The sequence below is a fragment of the Variovorax sp. P4_B10 genome, assembly GCF_056402375.1.
Genome location: NZ_JBFUHN010000001.1, coordinates 44893 through 61886, shown reverse-complemented (window position 1 = coordinate 61886; position 16994 = coordinate 44893). Strand labels below are relative to the sequence as shown.

General features: G+C 65.2%; 11 protein-coding genes. 2 read left to right on the top strand and 9 right to left on the bottom strand.

Annotation, left to right across the window (positions count from 1 at the left end; all coding sequences use genetic code 11):
* Positions 1–2: 2 nt before the first annotated feature.
* The 4 genes from odhB to AC1DXX_RS00260 form a co-directional block, all read right to left on the bottom strand.
* The gene (gene odhB / locus AC1DXX_RS00275) at positions 3–1268 is read right to left on the bottom strand and encodes a 2-oxoglutarate dehydrogenase complex dihydrolipoyllysine-residue succinyltransferase (protein ID WP_478132157.1); all 1266 of its coding nucleotides are present in this window, start codon (positions 1266–1268) and stop codon (positions 3–5) included.
* Positions 1269–1321: 53 nt separating this feature from the next.
* Entirely contained in the window at positions 1322–4198 is a 2877-nt protein-coding gene (locus tag AC1DXX_RS00270) for a 2-oxoglutarate dehydrogenase E1 component (protein WP_478132156.1), read from the bottom strand.
* A 178-nt stretch (positions 4199–4376) separates the two neighbouring features.
* The gene (locus AC1DXX_RS00265) at positions 4377–6344 is read right to left on the bottom strand and encodes a propionate--CoA ligase (protein WP_478132321.1); all 1968 of its coding nucleotides are present in this window, start codon (positions 6342–6344) and stop codon (positions 4377–4379) included.
* A gap of 80 nt (positions 6345–6424) precedes the next feature.
* Positions 6425–7027: an isochorismatase family protein gene (locus tag AC1DXX_RS00260; protein WP_478132155.1), complete on the bottom strand. Its 603-nt coding sequence runs from the start codon at positions 7025–7027 to the stop codon at positions 6425–6427.
* Positions 7028–7126: 99 nt separating this feature from the next.
* Here AC1DXX_RS00260 and AC1DXX_RS00255 point away from each other — a divergent pair, with 99 nt between their 5' ends.
* Positions 7127–7921 (top strand): alpha/beta hydrolase, encoded by a 795-nt coding sequence (locus AC1DXX_RS00255; protein ID WP_478132154.1) that lies wholly within the window; start codon positions 7127–7129, stop codon positions 7919–7921.
* A gap of 9 nt (positions 7922–7930) precedes the next feature.
* Here the strand turns inward: AC1DXX_RS00255 and AC1DXX_RS00250 are convergent, their stop codons facing one another.
* Complete coding sequence (locus tag AC1DXX_RS00250; protein WP_478132153.1) at positions 7931–9061, bottom strand: PQQ-dependent sugar dehydrogenase; 1131 nt, start codon at positions 9059–9061, stop codon at positions 7931–7933.
* Positions 9062–9302: 241 nt separating this feature from the next.
* Between AC1DXX_RS00250 and AC1DXX_RS00245 the strand changes: the two genes are divergently transcribed.
* Entirely contained in the window at positions 9303–9884 is a 582-nt protein-coding gene (locus tag AC1DXX_RS00245; RefSeq protein ID WP_478132152.1) for a C40 family peptidase, read from the top strand.
* A gap of 69 nt (positions 9885–9953) precedes the next feature.
* On the opposite strand, the gene lpdA is transcribed toward AC1DXX_RS00245, so the two are convergent.
* Genes lpdA through aceE form a run of 4 tightly spaced genes read right to left on the bottom strand, consistent with a single transcriptional unit; the run spans position 9954 to position 16793 of the window.
* Positions 9954–11783: a dihydrolipoyl dehydrogenase gene (lpdA, locus tag AC1DXX_RS00240; RefSeq protein ID WP_478132151.1), complete on the bottom strand. Its 1830-nt coding sequence runs from the start codon at positions 11781–11783 to the stop codon at positions 9954–9956.
* Positions 11780–12373 (bottom strand): MFS transporter, encoded by a 594-nt coding sequence (locus AC1DXX_RS00235; protein ID WP_478132150.1) that lies wholly within the window; start codon positions 12371–12373, stop codon positions 11780–11782. Before AC1DXX_RS00235 ends, lpdA begins: the two co-directional genes overlap by 4 nt.
* The gene (gene aceF / locus AC1DXX_RS00230) at positions 12370–14028 is read right to left on the bottom strand and encodes a dihydrolipoyllysine-residue acetyltransferase (RefSeq protein WP_478132149.1); all 1659 of its coding nucleotides are present in this window, start codon (positions 14026–14028) and stop codon (positions 12370–12372) included. Before aceF ends, AC1DXX_RS00235 begins: the two co-directional genes overlap by 4 nt.
* 50 nt (positions 14029–14078) lie before the next feature.
* Positions 14079–16793 (bottom strand): pyruvate dehydrogenase (acetyl-transferring), homodimeric type, encoded by a 2715-nt coding sequence (gene aceE, locus AC1DXX_RS00225; RefSeq protein WP_478132148.1) that lies wholly within the window; start codon positions 16791–16793, stop codon positions 14079–14081.
* Positions 16794–16994: the final 201 nt, after the last annotated feature.

Sequence of the window (16994 nt, the reverse complement as noted above, 5' to 3'; positions counted from 1 at the left end):
CCTCAGATGTCGAACAGCAGGCGCGACGGGTCTTCGAGGGCTTCCTTCATGGCCACCAGGCCCAGCACGGCTTCGCGGCCGTCGATGATGCGGTGGTCGTAGCTCATGGCGAGGTAGTTCATCGGGCGGATGACGATCTGGCCGTTCTCGACCACGGCGCGGTCCTTGGTGGCGTGCACGCCGAGGATCGCGGACTGGGGCGGGTTGATGATCGGGGTCGAGAGCATCGAGCCGAAGGTGCCGCCGTTGGAGATGGAGAACGTGCCGCCGGTCATCTCTTCGATGCCGAGCTTGCCGTCTTGCGCCTTCTTGCCGTACTCGGCGATCTTCTTCTCGATGTCGGCAAAGCTCATCTGGTCAGCGTTGCGCAGGATCGGCACGACCAGGCCGCGCGGCGAACCAACGGCGATGCCGATGTCGAAGTAGCCGTGGTACAGGATGTCGTTGCCGTCGACCGAGGCGTTGATCACCGGGTACTTCTTGAGCGCATGCACCGCAGCCTTCACGAAGAAGCTCATGAAGCCGAGCTTCACGCCGTGTTCCTTGGTGAAGCTGTCCTGGAAGCGCTTGCGCAGTTCCATGACAGGCGCCATGTTGACTTCGTTGAAGGTCGTCAGGATGGCGTTGGTCGATTGCGATTGCAGCAGGCGCTCGGCGATGCGGGCGCGCAGGCGGCTCATCGGCACGCGCTGTTCGGGGCGTTCGCCCAGGTCCGGCGTGCCGCCGGGTGCCGCGACTTGCGGCAGCGCGGGCTTGGCGGCCGGTGCGGCCACGGTGGCCGCGGGCTTGGCGCCAGCAGCCACCGCGCCGAGCACGTCGCCCTTGGTGACGCGGCCGTCCTTGCCGGTGCCGGCGACATCGCTGGTCTTGAGGTTGTTGTCGGCCAGCAGCTTGGCAGCGGCGGGCATGGCAACGTCGGACTTCGAACCGCCGGTGGCGGCGGCAGCGGCCGCCGGGGCAGGCGCTGCTGCGGCCGGCGCGGCAGCGGGTGCTGCTGCAGCAGCAGGCGCAGCGGCTGCGCCCTTGCCTTCGGTGTCGATCTTCGCGATCAGCTGATCGGCCACCACGGTGGCGCCGTCGGGCTGCACGATCTCGGCCAGCACGCCGGCCGAGGGCGCGGGCACTTCCAGGACGACCTTGTCGGTCTCGATCTCGATCAGGATTTCATCGATGGCGACGGCTTCGCCGGCCTTCTTCTTCCAGGTGAGCATGGTGGCCTCGGCCACGGATTCGGAAAGCTGGGGGACTTTGACTTCTACGATAGACATTTGGAGTTTGCTCCGCTTTTTTCTTCAGGGTGTTCGTGTGAAAAGAGATTGCTTTACTTGGTCAGCACGAAGCCCTTGAGCTTGCCAAATGCGCCATCGACGAGCGCCTTCTGCTGTTCCTGGTGCAGGTGCGAGTAGCCGACTGCGGGCGATGCCGAAGCGGCACGGCCGGAGTAGCCGAGCTTCTGGCCTTCCTGCATGTTTTCGTGGATGTAGTGCTGCACGAAGAACCAGGCGCCCTGGTTCTGCGGTTCGTCCTGGCACCAGACCACGTCGGCGAGGTTCGGGTACCTCTTGATCTCGGCAGCAAAAGCCTTGTGCGGGAACGGATAGAGCTGCTCGACGCGGATGATCGCCACGTCTTCGTCGCCCTTCTCTTCGCGCTTCTTGGCCAGGTCGTAGTAGACCTTGCCCGAGCAGGCGATCAGGCGCTTGACCTTCTCGGCCTTCAGGCCCTTGCTGTCGGGGATGACCGTCTGGAAGCTGCCCTTGGTGAACTCGGACAGCGGCGAGGTCGCGTCCTTGTTCCGAAGCAGCGACTTCGGCGTCATGATGATCAGCGGCTTGCGCAGATTGCGCACCATCTGGCGGCGCAGCACATGGAAGATCTGGCTGGCCGTGGTCGGCTGCACCACCTGCATGTTGGTGTCGGCGCTCAGCTGCATGAAGCGCTCGAGGCGCGCCGAGCTGTGCTCGGGGCCCTGGCCTTCGTAGCCGTGCGGCAGCATCATGGTCAGGCCGTTGACGCGGCCCCACTTCACTTCGCCCGAGGCGATGAACTGGTCGATCACCACTTGCGCACCGTTCACGAAGTCGCCGAACTGGGCTTCCCAGATCACGAGCGTGTTCGGGTCGTTCGAGGCATAGCCGTATTCGAACGCGAGCACGGCTTCTTCCGACAGGATCGAGTCGATGACGACGAACGGTGCCTGGTTCTCGGCGACGTTCTGCAGCGGGGTGTAGGTGCCCTCGTCGAACTTCTCGCGGTTCTGGTCATGCAGCACGGCGTGGCGGTGCGTGAACGTGCCACGGCCGCTGTCCTCGCCCGATAGGCGAACCGGGTAGCCGCTGGCCACCAGCGAGGCGTAGGCCATGTGTTCGCCCATGCCCCAGTCGACGTTCACGTCGCCGCGGCCCATGGCGGCACGGTCGTCCAGTACCTTCTTCACGAGCGGGTGCACCGTGAAGCCGGCAGGCGCCGTGGTGATCTTCTCGGCCAGGCGCTTCCATTCGGTGGACGGAATGGCGGTGTCGCCGGCGTCGGTCCACTTCTTGTTGAGGTACGGACTCCAGTCGACGGCGTACTTGCTCTTGAAGTTGGTGAGCACCGGGTCGAGCGTGTTCTTGCCTTCGTCGAAGGCGGCGCGCTGCGCCTTGACCATGTCGTCGCCGAGCGTGTCGCCCAGGCCTTGAGTGGCCAGCTTGTCGGCGTACAGCTTGCGCGTGCCGGGGTGCTGGGCGATCTTCTTGTACATGAGCGGCTGGGTGAGCGAGGGCGTGTCCTGCTCGTTGTGGCCCAACTTGCGGAAGCAGATGATGTCGACGACCACGTCCTTCTGGAATTCCATGCGGAAGTCCAGCGCGAGCTGGGTGGCGAGCACCACGGCTTCGGGGTCGTCGCCGTTCACGTGCAGCACCGGCGCATCGACCATCTTGACGATGTCGGTGCAGTACAGCGTCGAGCGGCTGTCGCGCGGGTCGCTGGTGGTGAAGCCGATCTGGTTGTTGATGACGATGTGCACCGTGCCGCCAGTGGAATAGCCACGGGTTTCGGCGAGTGCCAGCGTTTCCATCACGACACCCTGGCCGGCGAAGGCGGCGTCGCCGTGCACGATCACGGGCAGCACCTGCTTGCCCAGCGGGTCGCCGCGGCGGTCCATGCGGGCGCGCACCGAGCCTTCGACCACGGGGTTCACGATTTCAAGGTGCGAGGGGTTGAACGCGAGGCTCAGGTGCACCGGGCCGCCGGGCGTGGTCACGTCCGAGCTGAAGCCCTGGTGGTACTTGACGTCGCCGCTCGGCAGCTCTTCGGGAGCGGTGTGGTCGAACTCGGCGAACAGGTCGGCCGGCATCTTGCCGAGCGAATTGACCAGCACGTTGAGGCGGCCGCGGTGGGCCATGCCGATCACGATTTCCTGCACGCCCTTGGTGCCGGCCTGGGTGATCAGCTCATCCATCGCGACGATGAAGCTTTCGCCGCCTTCGAGCGAGAAGCGCTTCTGGCCGACGTACTTGGTGTGCAGGAAGCGCTCGAGGCCTTCGGCCGCGGTCAGGCGGTTCAGCACATGCTTCTTCTGGTCCGCATTCAGCTGCGGGTTGGTGCGGGCGCTTTCGAGCCGCTGCTGCCACCAGCGCTTGTGGTTCTGGTCGGTGGTGTACATGTACTCGGCGCCCATCGTGCCGCAGTACGTTTCGCGCAAGGCGTTGAGCAGGTCGCGCAGCGACATGGTCTCCTTGCCGAAGAAGGTGTTGCTGGTGTTGAACACCGTCTCGAGGTCGGCATCGGTGAAGCCGTAGAACGAGGGTTCGAGTTCCGGAATGGCGGGACGCTCGGCGCGCTTGAGCGGGTCGAGGTCGGCCCAGCGGGCGCCGACATTGCGGTAGGCGGCGATCAGCTGCTGGACGGAAGTGCGCTTGCGGCCGAGTTCGGAATCGGCGCCGCTGGCCTGGACGACCTTGGTCGTGCCCTGCTTCGCGCGCTCGGCGAAGGCGTTGATGACCGGCAGGTGCGGGACATCGCGGGTGTTGGTACCGTCAGCCGCGGGAACGTTCTGCAGGGCGTCGAAATACGAACGCCAGTTGTCAGGCACGCTGCCGGGGTTGGAGAGGTAGTTTTCGTACATCTCTTCGACATAGGGCGCATTGCCGCCGAAGAGGTAGGTGTTGCCTTGATAGGCGGTATACGCCGTAGGCGTAGAGGAATCGCTCATGATCCGCTGACCTTCGCTTCCCTGAAGGAAGCACTAGCTGGTTAAGAAACCTTCCGCGACACGGCTGAACCGATTGGCGGATGCGACTGTGGCTGGGGAAGGGCCTGAGTACCTTGGCATTGTGCCACGTCAACCATATGACGGTTCGACGCGGCTTCGCAAGGCCTGCAACGCTCACTCAGGACGAAGAAAGCAATTGCTTGATCTGCTGCAGCGTGGCGGGGTCGTCGATGGTGGTCAGGTCGCCCGGATCGCGCTGCTCGCACACGGCCTGGATGGCGCGCCGCAGCAGCTTGYCGCTGCGGGTCTTGGGCAGGCCGCTCACGAAGCGCACCCGGGCGGGCCGCGCCAGGGCGCCGAGCTGGTCGGCCACCAACTTCATGATCTCGCCCTCGAGCTTCAGCGCCGCGTCGGCATCGGTCACGGCGCGGCCGTCCTTGGAAACGACGAAAGCCATGGCCACCTGCCCCTTGAGCGCGTCGGCCACGCCGACCACCGCGACCTCGGCCACGTGGGCGTGGCGCGAGATGCTCTCCTCGATCTCGCGCGTGCCGAGGCGGTGACCCGCCACGTTGATCACGTCGTCGGTGCGGCCCAGGATGTAGAAGTAGCCATCCTCGTCGCGGATGCCCCAGTCGAAGGTCGAATAGACCATCTTGCCGGGCACGCTCTTCCAGTAGGTGTTGACGAAGCGCGCGTCGTCCTTCCACACGGTCTGCATGAAGCCGGGCGGGGTCGGCCCCTCGACCACGACGACGCCCTTTTCATTCGGGGCCGTCAGTTCTTCGCCAGTCGATTCGTGCAGGATCTTGATGCGGTAGCCGTACATCGGGATGCCCGGGCTGCCGAACTTACTGGGCCTGGCCTCGACGCCATTGGCGATGGTGATCATCGGCCAGCCCGATTCGGTCTGCCAGTAGTTGTCGATGATCGGCACGCCCAATCCCTCGCTGATCCAGCGCGCAGTGGGCTCGTCGAGCGGTTCGCCCGCCAGGAACAGCGCGCGCAGGCTCGAGAGGTCGTACTTCCTGAGCAGCGACGGGTCCTGCTTCTTGAGCACGCGCACCGCAGTGGGCGCGCTGAACATCACCGTCACCTTGTACTTCTCGACGAGGCGCCACCAGATGCCGCCATCGGGCTGCTTGTCGATGCCCTGGGTGGGCAGGCCTTCGTACATGATCGTCGCCATGCCGGCGATCAACGGGCCGTAGACGATGTAGCTGTGGCCCACCACCCAGCCGATGTCGCTGGTCGAGAAGTAGGTTTCACCGGGGCGGCCGTCGAAGATGTGCTTCATGCTCGCGGCCAGCGCCACCGCATAGCCGCCGACGTCGCGCTGCACGCCCTTGGGCTTGCCGGTGGTGCCGCTCGTGTAGATGGTGTAGCTGATGTCGGTAGAGGCCAGCCACGTGCAGGGCACTTCGGCCTTGAGGTGCTTCAGCCTGAGTTCGCCGGCCAGGTGATCGCGGCCGGCCGTCAGGCCCATGGGCGCAAGGCCGCGGTCGGTGAGCAGCACGGCCTCGGGTTTGTACTTCGACAGCCGGATCGCCTCGTCGAGCAGCGGCTTGTACGCAATCACCTTGCCGCCGCGCGAGCCGGCGTCGGCACTCACGATGACCTTGGGCTCCGCGTCCTCGATCCGGGTGGCCAGCGAACCGCTGGCGAATCCGCCGAACACCACGCAGTGGATCGCGCCGATGCGCGCGCAGGCCAGCATCGCGAASGCSGCCTCSGGRATCATSGGCATGTAGATCAGCACGCGRTCGCCCTTCCCTACCCCGAGTTCGATCAGGCTGGCGGCCGTGCGCTGCACCTCGGCGTGCAGCGCCTCGAAGCTGTAGCTTTTCTCGACGCCGGTTTCGGTGGAGACGAARATCAGCGCCGGCTGGTCGCCGCGCGTGGCCAGATGCCGATCGAGGGCGTTGTGGCACAAGTTGGTGGTGCCGCCCACGAACCAGCGCGCAAAGGGCGGCTGGCTGTCGTCGAGGATCTGTTGCGCGGGGGTCTGCCAGTCGATCAGCCTTGCCTGCTCGGCCCAGAAGGCCTCGGGCGCGTCGACGGACTGGCGATAGAACTCTTCGTAGCGGCTCATCTGGGTGTGTCTCCTGTTATTCGTCCGGTCCTGGCGGCAGCGCCAAAACTGAATTCATAATTATGGAGACCGATCTTGCAGCAGGCTGACGACCGGAACAATCCGGCCCAGCCCTGCCATCGGCCGCAATCCGGCTATCGGACCAGCGCCAGCAATTCGGCGAATGCGGGGTGCTCTGCCGTGCGCACCCACTCGAAGCCGACCATCTCGGTCGTGACGAGTTCGGCACCAGCGCCGGCCAGCCGGTCGAAGGCGGCGTCGCGGTTGCGCTCGGTGCGCGAGCTGCAGGCGTCGGTGACGACCCAGACTTCGAACTCGTCTTCCAGCAGGTCGAGCGCGGTCTGCAGCAGGCAGACGTGGGCTTCGCAGCCGGCGACCACGATAGCGTTGCGCTCCTCGGCCGCGGCGGCCGGCTTCTGCAGGTGCTTGGGCAGGCTGCGGGCATTGCCCTGCGGCGCCTTGGCCGGCGCGCGCAGCCATTCGCCCAGGCCTTCCTCCATGCCGCTGAAGTGCATCTTGGAGAGGGTGCGCTGGCACAGCGCGCGGATGTCGGGCACGTTTTCGCCCAGCTTGGAGGGGTTGTGCTCGGTGCCCCACACCGGCACCTGGAGCAGCCGCGCCATCTTGCCGAGCCGCACGGCGTTCTGTGCGACCGCTTCACTCTCGAAGATCGCAGGCATCAGTCGCACCTGGTAGTCGACCAGAACGAGTTGGGATTGCGAGGCATCGAGCAGCATGAACAGTTTCTTTCAGGTATCGGTTGAGTTGGGCTGAACCGTACCACCGAAAAGATCGGGGCGCCCGCCTGAACATGCTGCGCGCCTAGACTCCGGCGGATGCGGATCTCTTCGACACGGCACCATTTCGCTGTTCTGGGTTTTTGCGCAGCACTGCTGGCCACGGGCTGCGGCGGCTTGCGCGCAGCCAAGGCGCCGCTGAGCAGCACGCTCGAAAAGAGCGCCTGCACACCGAACGCCGACACGTTGATCGTGATGCTGCCCGGCGCGCACTCGCACCCCGAGGAGTTCGTGCGCGAAGGCTTCGTCAATGCGCTCAGCGAAAACCGGCTCGCGGTGGACGTGATGCGGGTCGATGCGCATCTCGGCTACTACAACGACAAGACCATCCTCGACCGCCTGAGCCAGGACGTGATGACACCGGCGCGCAGCAAGGGCTACAAGACGATCTGGATCGTCGGCATCTCGGTCGGCGGTTTCGGCGGATTGCTCTACGCGCAGACCCACCCCGGCGAACTCGCAGGCCTCGTCACCCTCGCGCCCTACCTCGGAGAACGCGCGCTCGGCACCGACATCGCCAATGCCGGCGGCCTGGCCCGCTGGACCGGCCCACTGAGCGATCCGCCCGGCAGCGACCCGCGCACACCGAACGAAACGCAACTCTGGCAATGGCTGCGCGGCTACGTCGGCACCACCACCACATTCGGCCCGCGGCCGCCGCTTTATCTCGGTTACGGCGTCGACGACCGCTTTGCCTTCAGCCACCGGCTGCTGGCTGCCGCACTGCCCGCAGGCCGCGTCTTCACGACCGAAGGCGGCCACGACTGGCCCGAGTGGACACGGCTCTGGCGCCGCATGCTGCCGACCCTGCCGCTGCCGGGCTGCCCCGGCTGAGACACTGCCTCAGTTCGGCCGCAGGCGCAGCAGCTTGCCATCGGATTCGTCGGTCAGCACATAGAGCAGACCGTCCGGCCCCTGCTTCACATCGCGGATGCGAGCCCGGCCGTCGGCCAGCAGCCTGTGCTCGGCGACCACCTTGCCGTCCTTCAGTTCGATGCGGTCGAGGTAGCCGAACTTCAGCGAGCCCACGAACAGATTGCCCTTCCAGCCCGCCCCATAGCGGTCGCTCGTCAGAAAAGCCATGCCCGACGGCGCAATCGACGGCACCCAGTAATGCAGCGGCTGCTCCATGCCGTCCTTTGCAGTGAGGCCGTCGCCGATCTTGCCGCCGCCGTAGTTCTCGCCGTAGGTGATCACCGGCCAGCCGTGGTTGCGGCCGGCCTGCGGGATGTTGATTTCGTCACCGCCCTGCGGGCCGTGTTCGGTCATCCAGAAGCGGCCATCGGGCGCGAGCGCCGCCCCCTGCCCGTTGCGATGGCCGTAGCTCCAGATCTCGGGCAACGCACCTGCCTTGCCGACGAAGGGGTTGTCCGTGGGCACCGAGCCGTCCTTGGCGATGCGCACCACCTTGCCCAGGTGGTTGTCGAGCTTCTGCGCATCTTCCTTGCGGCTGAAGCGGTCGCCCAGCGTGAGAAACAGCGTGCCGTCGCGCGCTTCGACGATGCGGCAGCCGAAATGCGCGCGGCTCGCCACCTTGGGTTTCTGGCTGAAGATGATCTTCAGGTTCTCGAGCCGTGCACCGTCGGCCGACAGCTGCGTGCTGGCCAGTGCGGTGCCGTTGGCGGAACCGCCAGCCTCGGGCTCGGAAAAACAGAAGTACAGGGTGCGGTTCTTTTCGAAACCGGAATCGGCCAGCACGTCGAGCAAACCGCCCTGACCTCCTGCTGCGATGGCGGGCAAGCCCGCGACGGGCGCACCGATCTTGCCGTCCGCGCCGACCACCCGCAGGCGTCCGGGTCGCTCGGTGACCACGAAGCGGCCGCCCGGCAAAAAGCTCACGCCCCAGGGGTTCTCGAGGCCTGACGCAATGGTTTCCGGACGTATCTGCGCCATGGCGGCACCACAAAATCCCAGGCCAGCAACGACGGCAACTCGAAATGAGAAGCGAAAAATCGCTTGAATCTGCAAGTTCATATCTTTTCCGTGGAGTTGCAGCAATCTTGGCGAGAAATAGCGACAGAATTCAGACTGCCCGCCAGTTCACCCGAGTCGCAAAGGCCCATTCACGGCCAACCGCTTATGGGCCATAAAGATCGACCGTTACATTTTTTCTTCGGCCGAATCGAAAAATACCAACTGAATCAATGGGTTGCAGATACATTCGCTAATTCAGTTTAAATTGACATAACCGCGCGTCATCAATATCCTACGCGCCATGCGTTTTTTCGTCCTACCCGCGTCCCTCCTGTTTGCCGTCGCCGTCCAGGCAGCCCCCCAACAGGACCGAACCGATGACGAACTGGCCGGCTTGCTCGCAGACAAGGGTCTGATCGGGCAACTCAGGCAGGTCCGTCAAACAGTCACCGAGCGAACCTCCGACCTGGTGGTCACCGCCATCGGCTTCCTCGGTGTTCCCTACCGCCGCGGCGGCAATTCGGCAGATTCCGGCTTCGATTGCAGCGGCTTCGTCCGTGCCATGTACAACCAGACCGTGGGCCACATGCTCCCGCGCCGCGCCGAAGAGCAGGCCGCCGCCACCGAGAAGATCGACCGCAGCCAGCTCAAGCCGGGCGACCTCGTGTTCTTCAACACCATGCGCCGCGCCTTCAGCCATGTCGGCATCTATGTCGGCGAAGGCAAGTTCATCCACTCGCCCCGCTCCGGCGCCCAGGTTCGCGTGGAAGACATGAACGGCAGCTACTGGCAGCGCCGCTTCGATGGCGCACGCCGCGTGCTCGGCGGTGCACCGACCGAAGAGATCAAGGCCGCTGCGGCCACGGCCCACACCGGCAACTGATCCACCCCGGAGTCAGGACGAAAAAAATCCCGCTGCGGCGGGATTTTTTGTGGGCGCTCGATCGGTCGGTCAGCTCTTCTTCGTCGGCGGCAGGTCGGTACAGGTGCCGTGCGCCACTTCCGCCGCCATGCCGATGCTTTCGCCCAGCGTCGGGTGCGGGTGGATGGTCTTGCCGATGTCGATCTCGTCGGCGCCCATTTCGATGGCCAGCGCGATCTCGCCGATCATGTCGCCGGCATGCGTGCCGACGATGCCGCCGCCCAGGATGCGGTGCGTCTCGGCGTCGAACAGCAGCTTGGTGAAGCCCTCGTCGCGGCCGTTGGCGATGGCACGGCCCGAGGCAGTCCACGGGAAGTGGCCCTTCTTGATCTTGATGCCTTCGGCCTTGGCCTGGTCTTCCGTGAGACCCACCCACGCCACCTCGGGGTCGGTGTAGGCCACGCTGGGGATCACGCGGGCGTTGAAGGCGGCGCTGGAGAGCTCCTTGTCGCCCTTCTGCTCGCCGGCGATGACCTCGGCCGCCACATGCGCCTCGTGCACCGCCTTGTGCGCCAGCATGGGCTGGCCCACGATGTCGCCGATGGCGAAGATGTGCGGCACGTTGGTGCGCATCTGGATGTCGACCGGAATGAAGCCGCGGTCGCTCACCGTCACGCCGGCCTTCTCGGCGCCGATCTTCTTGCCGTTCGGGCTGCGGCCCACGGCCTGCAGCACCAGGTCGTAGACCTGCGGGGCCGAAGGCGCCTGCTCGCCCTCGAAGGTGACCTTGATGCCCTCCTTCGTGGCCTCGGCACCGACCGTCTTGGTCTTGAGCATGATGTTGTCGAAGCGCGGCGTGTTCATCTTCTGCCAGACCTTCACCAGGTCGCGGTCGGCGCCCTGCATCAGGCCGTCGAGCATTTCGACCACATCGAGGCGTGCGCCGAGGGTGGAATACACGGTGCCCATTTCGAGGCCGATGATGCCGCCGCCCAGGATCAGCATGCGCTTGGGGTCCGTACCCATTTCGAGCGCCCCGGTGGAATCGACCACGCGCGGGTCCTTGGGCATGAACGGCAGGCTCACGGCCTGCGAGCCGGCCGCGATGATGGCGTTGCGGAACTTGACGGTCTGCTTCTTGCCGGTCGTGTCCCAGCTGGTGCCCGAGGTTTCCTCGACTTCGAGGTGGTACGGGTCGATGAAGTTGCCGACGCCGCGCAGCACCGTCACCTTGCGCATCTTGGCCATGGCCGTGAGGCCACCGGTGAGCTTGCCCACCACCTTGTTCTTGTGGCCGAGCAGCTTGGCGCGGTCGACCGTGGGCGCCGCGAAGCTCACGCCGAGGTCGGCGAAGTGCTTGACCTCGTCCATGACGGACGCGACATGCAGCAGCGCCTTGGACGGGATGCAACCGACGTTCAGGCACACGCCGCCGAGCGTGGCGTAGCGTTCGATCAGCACGACCTTGAGGCCGAGGTCGGCTGCGCGGAAGGCGGCCGAGTAGCCGCCGGGGCCGGCGCCGAGCACGATGACGTCGCACTCGACGTCGACCTTGCCGCCGTAGGTGGACGCAACGGGCGCTGCGGCCGGTGCCGGGGCTGCCTTGGGCGCAGGCGTCGCCGCGGCTGGTGCCGTGGGTGCAGGTGCAGGTGCAGTTGCTGCCGGCGCAGGCGCGGCGGCGCCGTCGACCTCCAGCGTCAGCACGACCGAGCCCTCCTTGACCTTGTCGCCGACCTTGACCGCCAGCGCCTTCACCACGCCAGCCGCCGACGACGGAATCTCCATCGAGGCCTTGTCCGATTCGACCGTGATCAGCGACTGCTCGGCCTTGACCGTGTCTCCGACGTTGACCAGCACCTCGATCACCGCGACTTCGTCGAAGTCGCCGATGTCGGGCACCTTGATTTGTTGTTCGCTCATTTGGACACTTTCAGTTTGAGTGTGAGAACGTCGACCGGTGGGGCCGAATTGCGATCGAATTCGCAGGCGGCGGCGATCCCCGCCTCCGCCACGTCGCGCGACGTGCGCGACTTGATGTCATAGGCCGCGTGCATGGCGCCGAGCGCAAAGCTGCGTCCCGAGCCGATGGCCCAGAACTGCTTGAACTCGAACACTTCGCGGTAGCTGTAGATGCCGTAGATGCCGCTGGCGTTGGCCATCAGCATCGTGAACTGGCTCGACTCGTAGGGCTCGTGCTCGTCTTCCTTGGTCTGCATGAAGAACGATTCCTTGAGCACCGGATGCAGCGCCGTGAAGGTGCGGAAGATCTCGTGCTTGCTGCCGAACAGCAGCGCCTCGCGCGGCTGTGCGGCCAGCGCGTGCTGCAGCACCAGGAAGTGCGCAGCAGCACCCGCCACCGCGAAGAGGCTTTGCCCCGCCGCGTCGTCGACCATGAAGATCTTCTGGTTCGCCTCGGCGCGATGCGAAAGCCGCGTGTCGCCGAAAGTCACCAGGGAATCCGCCGCCATCGTGACCTGGCCGCCTTTGCGGACGGCCACTACCGTGGTCATAGCAGGATTCGGCGATAGTCCGCGAGCACCTGGCCCAGGTAGGCGTTGAAACGCGCAGCCAGGGCACCATCGATCACGCGGTGGTCGTACGACAGCGACAGCGGCAGCGTCAGGCGCGGCACGAACTGCTTGCCGTCCCACACCGGCTTCATCTGGCCCTTGGAGAGGCCGAGGATGGCCACTTCGGGGGCGTTGATGATCGGCGTGAAGTGCGTGCCACCGATGCCGCCGAGCGAGCTGATCGAGAAGCAGCCGCCCTGCATGTCGGCCGAGCCGAGCTTGCCGTCGCGCGCCTTCTTGGCGAGTTCGCCCATCTCCGCGCTGATCTGCAGGATGCCCTTCTTGTCGGCATCCTTGAGCACAGGCACCACGAGCCCGTTGGGCGTGTCGGCCGCGAAGCCGATGTTGTAGTACTGCTTGTAGACCAGCTGGTCGCCGTCGAGGCTGGCGTTGAAATCGGGAAACTTCTTCAGCGCCGCAACCACCGCCTTGATCACGAAGGCAAGCATCGTGACCTTCACGCCCGATTTCTCGTTCTCCTTGTTGGTGGAGACGCGGAAGGCTTCGAGCTCGGTGATGTCGGCTTCGTCGTTGTTGGTGACGTGCGGAATCATCACCCAGTTGCGGTGCAGGTTCGCGCCGCTGAGCTTCTTGATGCGCGACAGGTCCTTGCGCTCGACCGTGCCGAACTTCGTGAAGTCGACCTTGGGCCACGGAATGAGGCCCAGTGCCGCGCCGTCCGCGCCACCGCCGGCCGGCGCCTTGGCTGCCGAGGCTTTGGTGCTGGCCTGGCCGCTCATCACGGCCTTGGTGAAGCTCTGGATGTCTTCCTGCGTGATGCGACCCTTGGGACCGGAGCCCTTGACCTCTTCGAGCGGCACGCCGAGTTCGCGGGCGAACTTGCGCACCGAGGGCGAGGCGTGCGGCAGCTTGGCGCTGGGCGCCGCAGTGGGATCGTGCGGAGCGGCAGCAGCCGGGCTCGCGACCGGTGCCGGCGAAGCGGCGGGCGCTGGTGCGCTGGCGGTTGCGGCGGCCGGCGCGGCCACCGCTTGCGCAGGCGCAGGGGCCGTGGCACCCGCAGCACCTTCGAGCACGGCGATCAGGTCGCCGATGTTGACCGTGTCGCCGACCTTGACCTTGAGCTCCTTGAGCACGCCGRCGGCCGACGATGGAATTTCCATCGAGGCCTTGTCCGACTCCACCGTGATCAGCGACTGCTCGGCCGCGACCGTGTCGCCCACCTTGACGAGCAGCTCGATGACCGCGACATCCTTGAAATCACCGATGTCAGGTACCTTGACTTCGATCGGACCCGAGGCGGCGGGTGCGGCCGCCGGCGCGGGCGCCGCAGCAGCCGGTGCAGGCGCGGCAACCGCGGGGGCTGCAGCAGGCGCCGGGGCCGGTGCTGCTGCAGCACCCTCGGCCTCGAGCACGAGCACCACGGAACCCTCTTTCACCTTGCCGCCTACCGCGACCTTGATTTCCTTGACCACGCCGGCCGTCGACGACGGAATCTCCATCGACGCCTTGTCCGATTCCACGGTGATGAGCGACTGCTCGGCCTTGACCGTGTCGCCCACCTTCACCAGCACCTCGATCACCGCGACTTCATCGAAATCGCCGATGTCCGGCACCTTGACTTCCACTGCTGCCATATCGTTTGTCTCCCGCCGTGAGGCGCCGTTCGTTCGTTGGTTGTTGATGTTCAAGCGTAAAGCGGGTTGACCTTGTCGACATTGATGCCGTACTTCTTGATGGCCTCGACCACCTTGGCCACAGGCACGGTGCCATCTTCGCTCAGCGCCTTGAGCGCGGCCACCACGATGTAGTGGCGGTTGATTTCGAAGTGCTCGCGCAGTTTGTTGCGGAAGTCGCTGCGGCCGAAGCCGTCGGTGCCCAGCACCTTGTAGGTACGGCCCTTCGGGATGAAGGGGCGGATCTGTTCCGCATAGGCCTTCATGTAGTCGGTCGATGCCACCACGGGGCCGGTCGTGGGTGCGAGCTGCTCGGCCACGAAGGGCACGCGCGGCGTCTGGTCTGGATGCAGCAGGTTCCAGCGGTCGGCGTCCTGGCCGTCGCGCGTCAGTTCGTTGAAGCTCGGGCAGCTCCACACGGAAGCCGACACGCCCCAGTCCTTCTCGAGCAGTTCTTGCGCCGCAAAGCTCTCGCGCAGGATGGTGCCGCTGCCCAGCAGTTGCACGCTCGGCGCCTTGGCCTTGAGCGCAGGCCCCTGCTTCGACAGGTACATGCCCTTGATGATCTGCTCTTCGGTGCCGGGCTGGAGACCGGGCATCGCATAGTTCTCGTTGAGCAGCGTCAGGTAGTAGTAGACGTTGTCCTGCCTCTCGACCATGCGCTTCAGGCCGTGGTGCAGGATCACGCCCACTTCGTGCGCGAAGGTCGGGTCGTAGCTCACGCAGTTCGGGATGGTGTTGGCCAGGATGTGGCTGTGACCGTCTTCGTGCTGCAGGCCTTCGCCGTTCAGCGTGGTGCGCCCCGAGGTGCCGCCGAGCAGGAAGCCGCGCGCCTGCATGTCGCCGGCCGCCCAGGCCAGGTCGCCGATGCGCTGGAAGCCGAACATCGAGTAGTACACGTAGAACGGCACCATGATGCGGTTGTTCGTGCTGTACGACGTGGCGGCAGCGATCCAGCTCGACATGCCGCCGGCCTCGTTGATGCCTTCCTGCAGGATCTGGCCGGCCTTGTCTTCCTTGTAGTACATGACCTGGTCCTTGTCGACCGGGGTGTACTGCTGGCCTGCGGGGTTGTAGATGCCGATCTGGCGGAACAACCCTTCCATGCCGAAGGTGCGGGCTTCGTCCACCAGGATGGGCACCACACGCGGGCCGAGTGCCTTGTCACGCAGCAGCTGCGTGAGGAAGCGCACGTAGGCTTGCGTGGTCGAGATTTCGCGGCCTTCGGCCGTGGGCTCCATCACCGACTTGAAGACGTCGAGCGACGGCACCGTGAAGCTTTCGTCGGCCTTGGTGCGGCGGTGCGGCAGGTAGCCGCCGAGGGCCTTGCGGCGCTCGTGCAGGTACTTCATTTCCGGCGTGTCGTCGGCCGGCCTGTAGAACGGCAGGTCGGCAATCTGGCTGTCGGGAATCGGGATGTTGAAGCGGTCGCGGAAGGCCTTGATGTCCTCGTCGCCGAGCTTCTTGGTCTGGTGGACCGTGTTCTTGCCCTCGCCGATCTTGCCCATGCCGAAGCCCTTGACCGTCTTGATCAGGAGCACGGTCGGCTGGCCCTTGTGCTTCACGGCCGCGTCGAAGGCCGCGTAGACCTTCTGCGAGTCGTGGCCGCCGCGGCGCAGTTGCCAGATGTCGTCGTCGCTCATCTTGGACACCATTTCGAGCGTGCGCGGGTCACGGCCGAAGAAGTGCTTGCGGACATAGGCGCCGTCGTTGGCCTTGAAGGCCTGGTAATCGCCGTCGTTGGTCTCCATCATGATCTTGCGCAGCGCACCTTCCTTGTCGCGTGCGATCAGCGGGTCCCAGCCGCTGCCCCAGATCAGCTTGATGACGTTCCAGCCCGAGCCGCGAAACTCGCCTTCGAGCTCCTGGATGATCTTGCCGTTGCCGCGCACCGGGCCGTCCAGGCGCTGCAGGTTGCAGTTGATGACGAAGACGAGGTTGTCGAGCTTCTCGCGCGCGGCGAGGCCGATGGCGCCCATCGATTCGACTTCGTCCATTTCGCCGTCGCCGCAGAACACCCAGACCTTGCGGTTCTCGGTGTTGGCGATGCCGCGGGCGTGCAGGTACTTGAGGAAACGGGCCTGGTAGATGGCCATCAGCGGGCCGAGGCCCATCGACACGGTGGGAAACTGCCAGAACTCGGGCATCAGCTTCGGATGCGGGTAGCTGGAGAGCCCCTTGCCGTCGACTTCCTGGCGGAAGTTGAGCAGTTGCTCTTCGCTCAGGCGGCCTTCGAGGTAGGCGCGGGCATAGATGCCGGGCGAGACGTGGCCCTGGATGTAGAGGCAGTCGCCACCGTGGTTTTCGCTCTCGGCGTGCCAGAAGTGGTTGAAGCCGGCGCCGAACATGTTCGCCAGCGAGGCGAAGGAGCCGATGTGGCCGCCGAGGTCGCCGCCTTCGGCGGGATGGTGGCGGTTGGCCTTGACCACCATCGCCATGGCGTTCCAGCGCATGTAGGCGCGCAGGCGCTCTTCGATCTCGAGGTTGCCGGGGCAGCGCTCTTCCTGATCGGGCTCGATGGTGTTGACGTAGGCGGTATTGGCAGAGAACGGCTTGTCGATGCTGTGCTGCCGGGCATGCTCGAGCAGCTGCTCGAGAAGGAAGTGGGCCCGCTCGGGACCCTCGCTCTGGATGACGGAAGACAGTGCATCCATCCATTCACGGGTCTCCTGGGCGTCCGCATCGTTTGCGGCCGAGCCGAACAGGTTCTCGGGATTTGCCGACATGCTTGTCTCTCCTTTTAGGGCTGTGGCTGTAATTTAGTGCGCTCTGCAATAAACGCGGGCGAGTTTCGCATAGAAATTCCCATATTTCAAATGGCGCATGTTGATTTCTTAATGTGACATTTTGAAGAGGAAAGATGCCTTGCGGGAATACCGCGGAACCGGCTTTGCCGGGCCGCTGGTATTGCCCCCGGTAGGGGGTTG

Coding starts and splice junctions, on each gene's coding strand:
- odhB (WP_478132157.1), bottom strand. CDS start 1,268: ATGTCTATCGTAGAAGTCAAAGTCCCCCAGCTTTCCGAATCCGTGGCC.
- AC1DXX_RS00270 (WP_478132156.1), bottom strand. CDS start 4,198: ATGAGCGATTCCTCTACGCCTACGGCGTATACCGCCTATCAAGGCAAC.
- AC1DXX_RS00260 (WP_478132155.1), bottom strand. CDS start 7,027: ATGCTGCTCGATGCCTCGCAATCCCAACTCGTTCTGGTCGACTACCAG.
- AC1DXX_RS00255 (WP_478132154.1), top strand. CDS start 7,127: ATGCGGATCTCTTCGACACGGCACCATTTCGCTGTTCTGGGTTTTTGC.
- AC1DXX_RS00250 (WP_478132153.1), bottom strand. CDS start 9,061: ATGAACTTGCAGATTCAAGCGATTTTTCGCTTCTCATTTCGAGTTGCC.
- AC1DXX_RS00245 (WP_478132152.1), top strand. CDS start 9,303: ATGCGTTTTTTCGTCCTACCCGCGTCCCTCCTGTTTGCCGTCGCCGTC.
- lpdA (WP_478132151.1), bottom strand. CDS start 11,783: ATGAGCGAACAACAAATCAAGGTGCCCGACATCGGCGACTTCGACGAA.
- AC1DXX_RS00235 (WP_478132150.1), bottom strand. CDS start 12,373: ATGACCACGGTAGTGGCCGTCCGCAAAGGCGGCCAGGTCACGATGGCG.
- aceE (WP_478132148.1), bottom strand. CDS start 16,793: ATGTCGGCAAATCCCGAGAACCTGTTCGGCTCGGCCGCAAACGATGCG.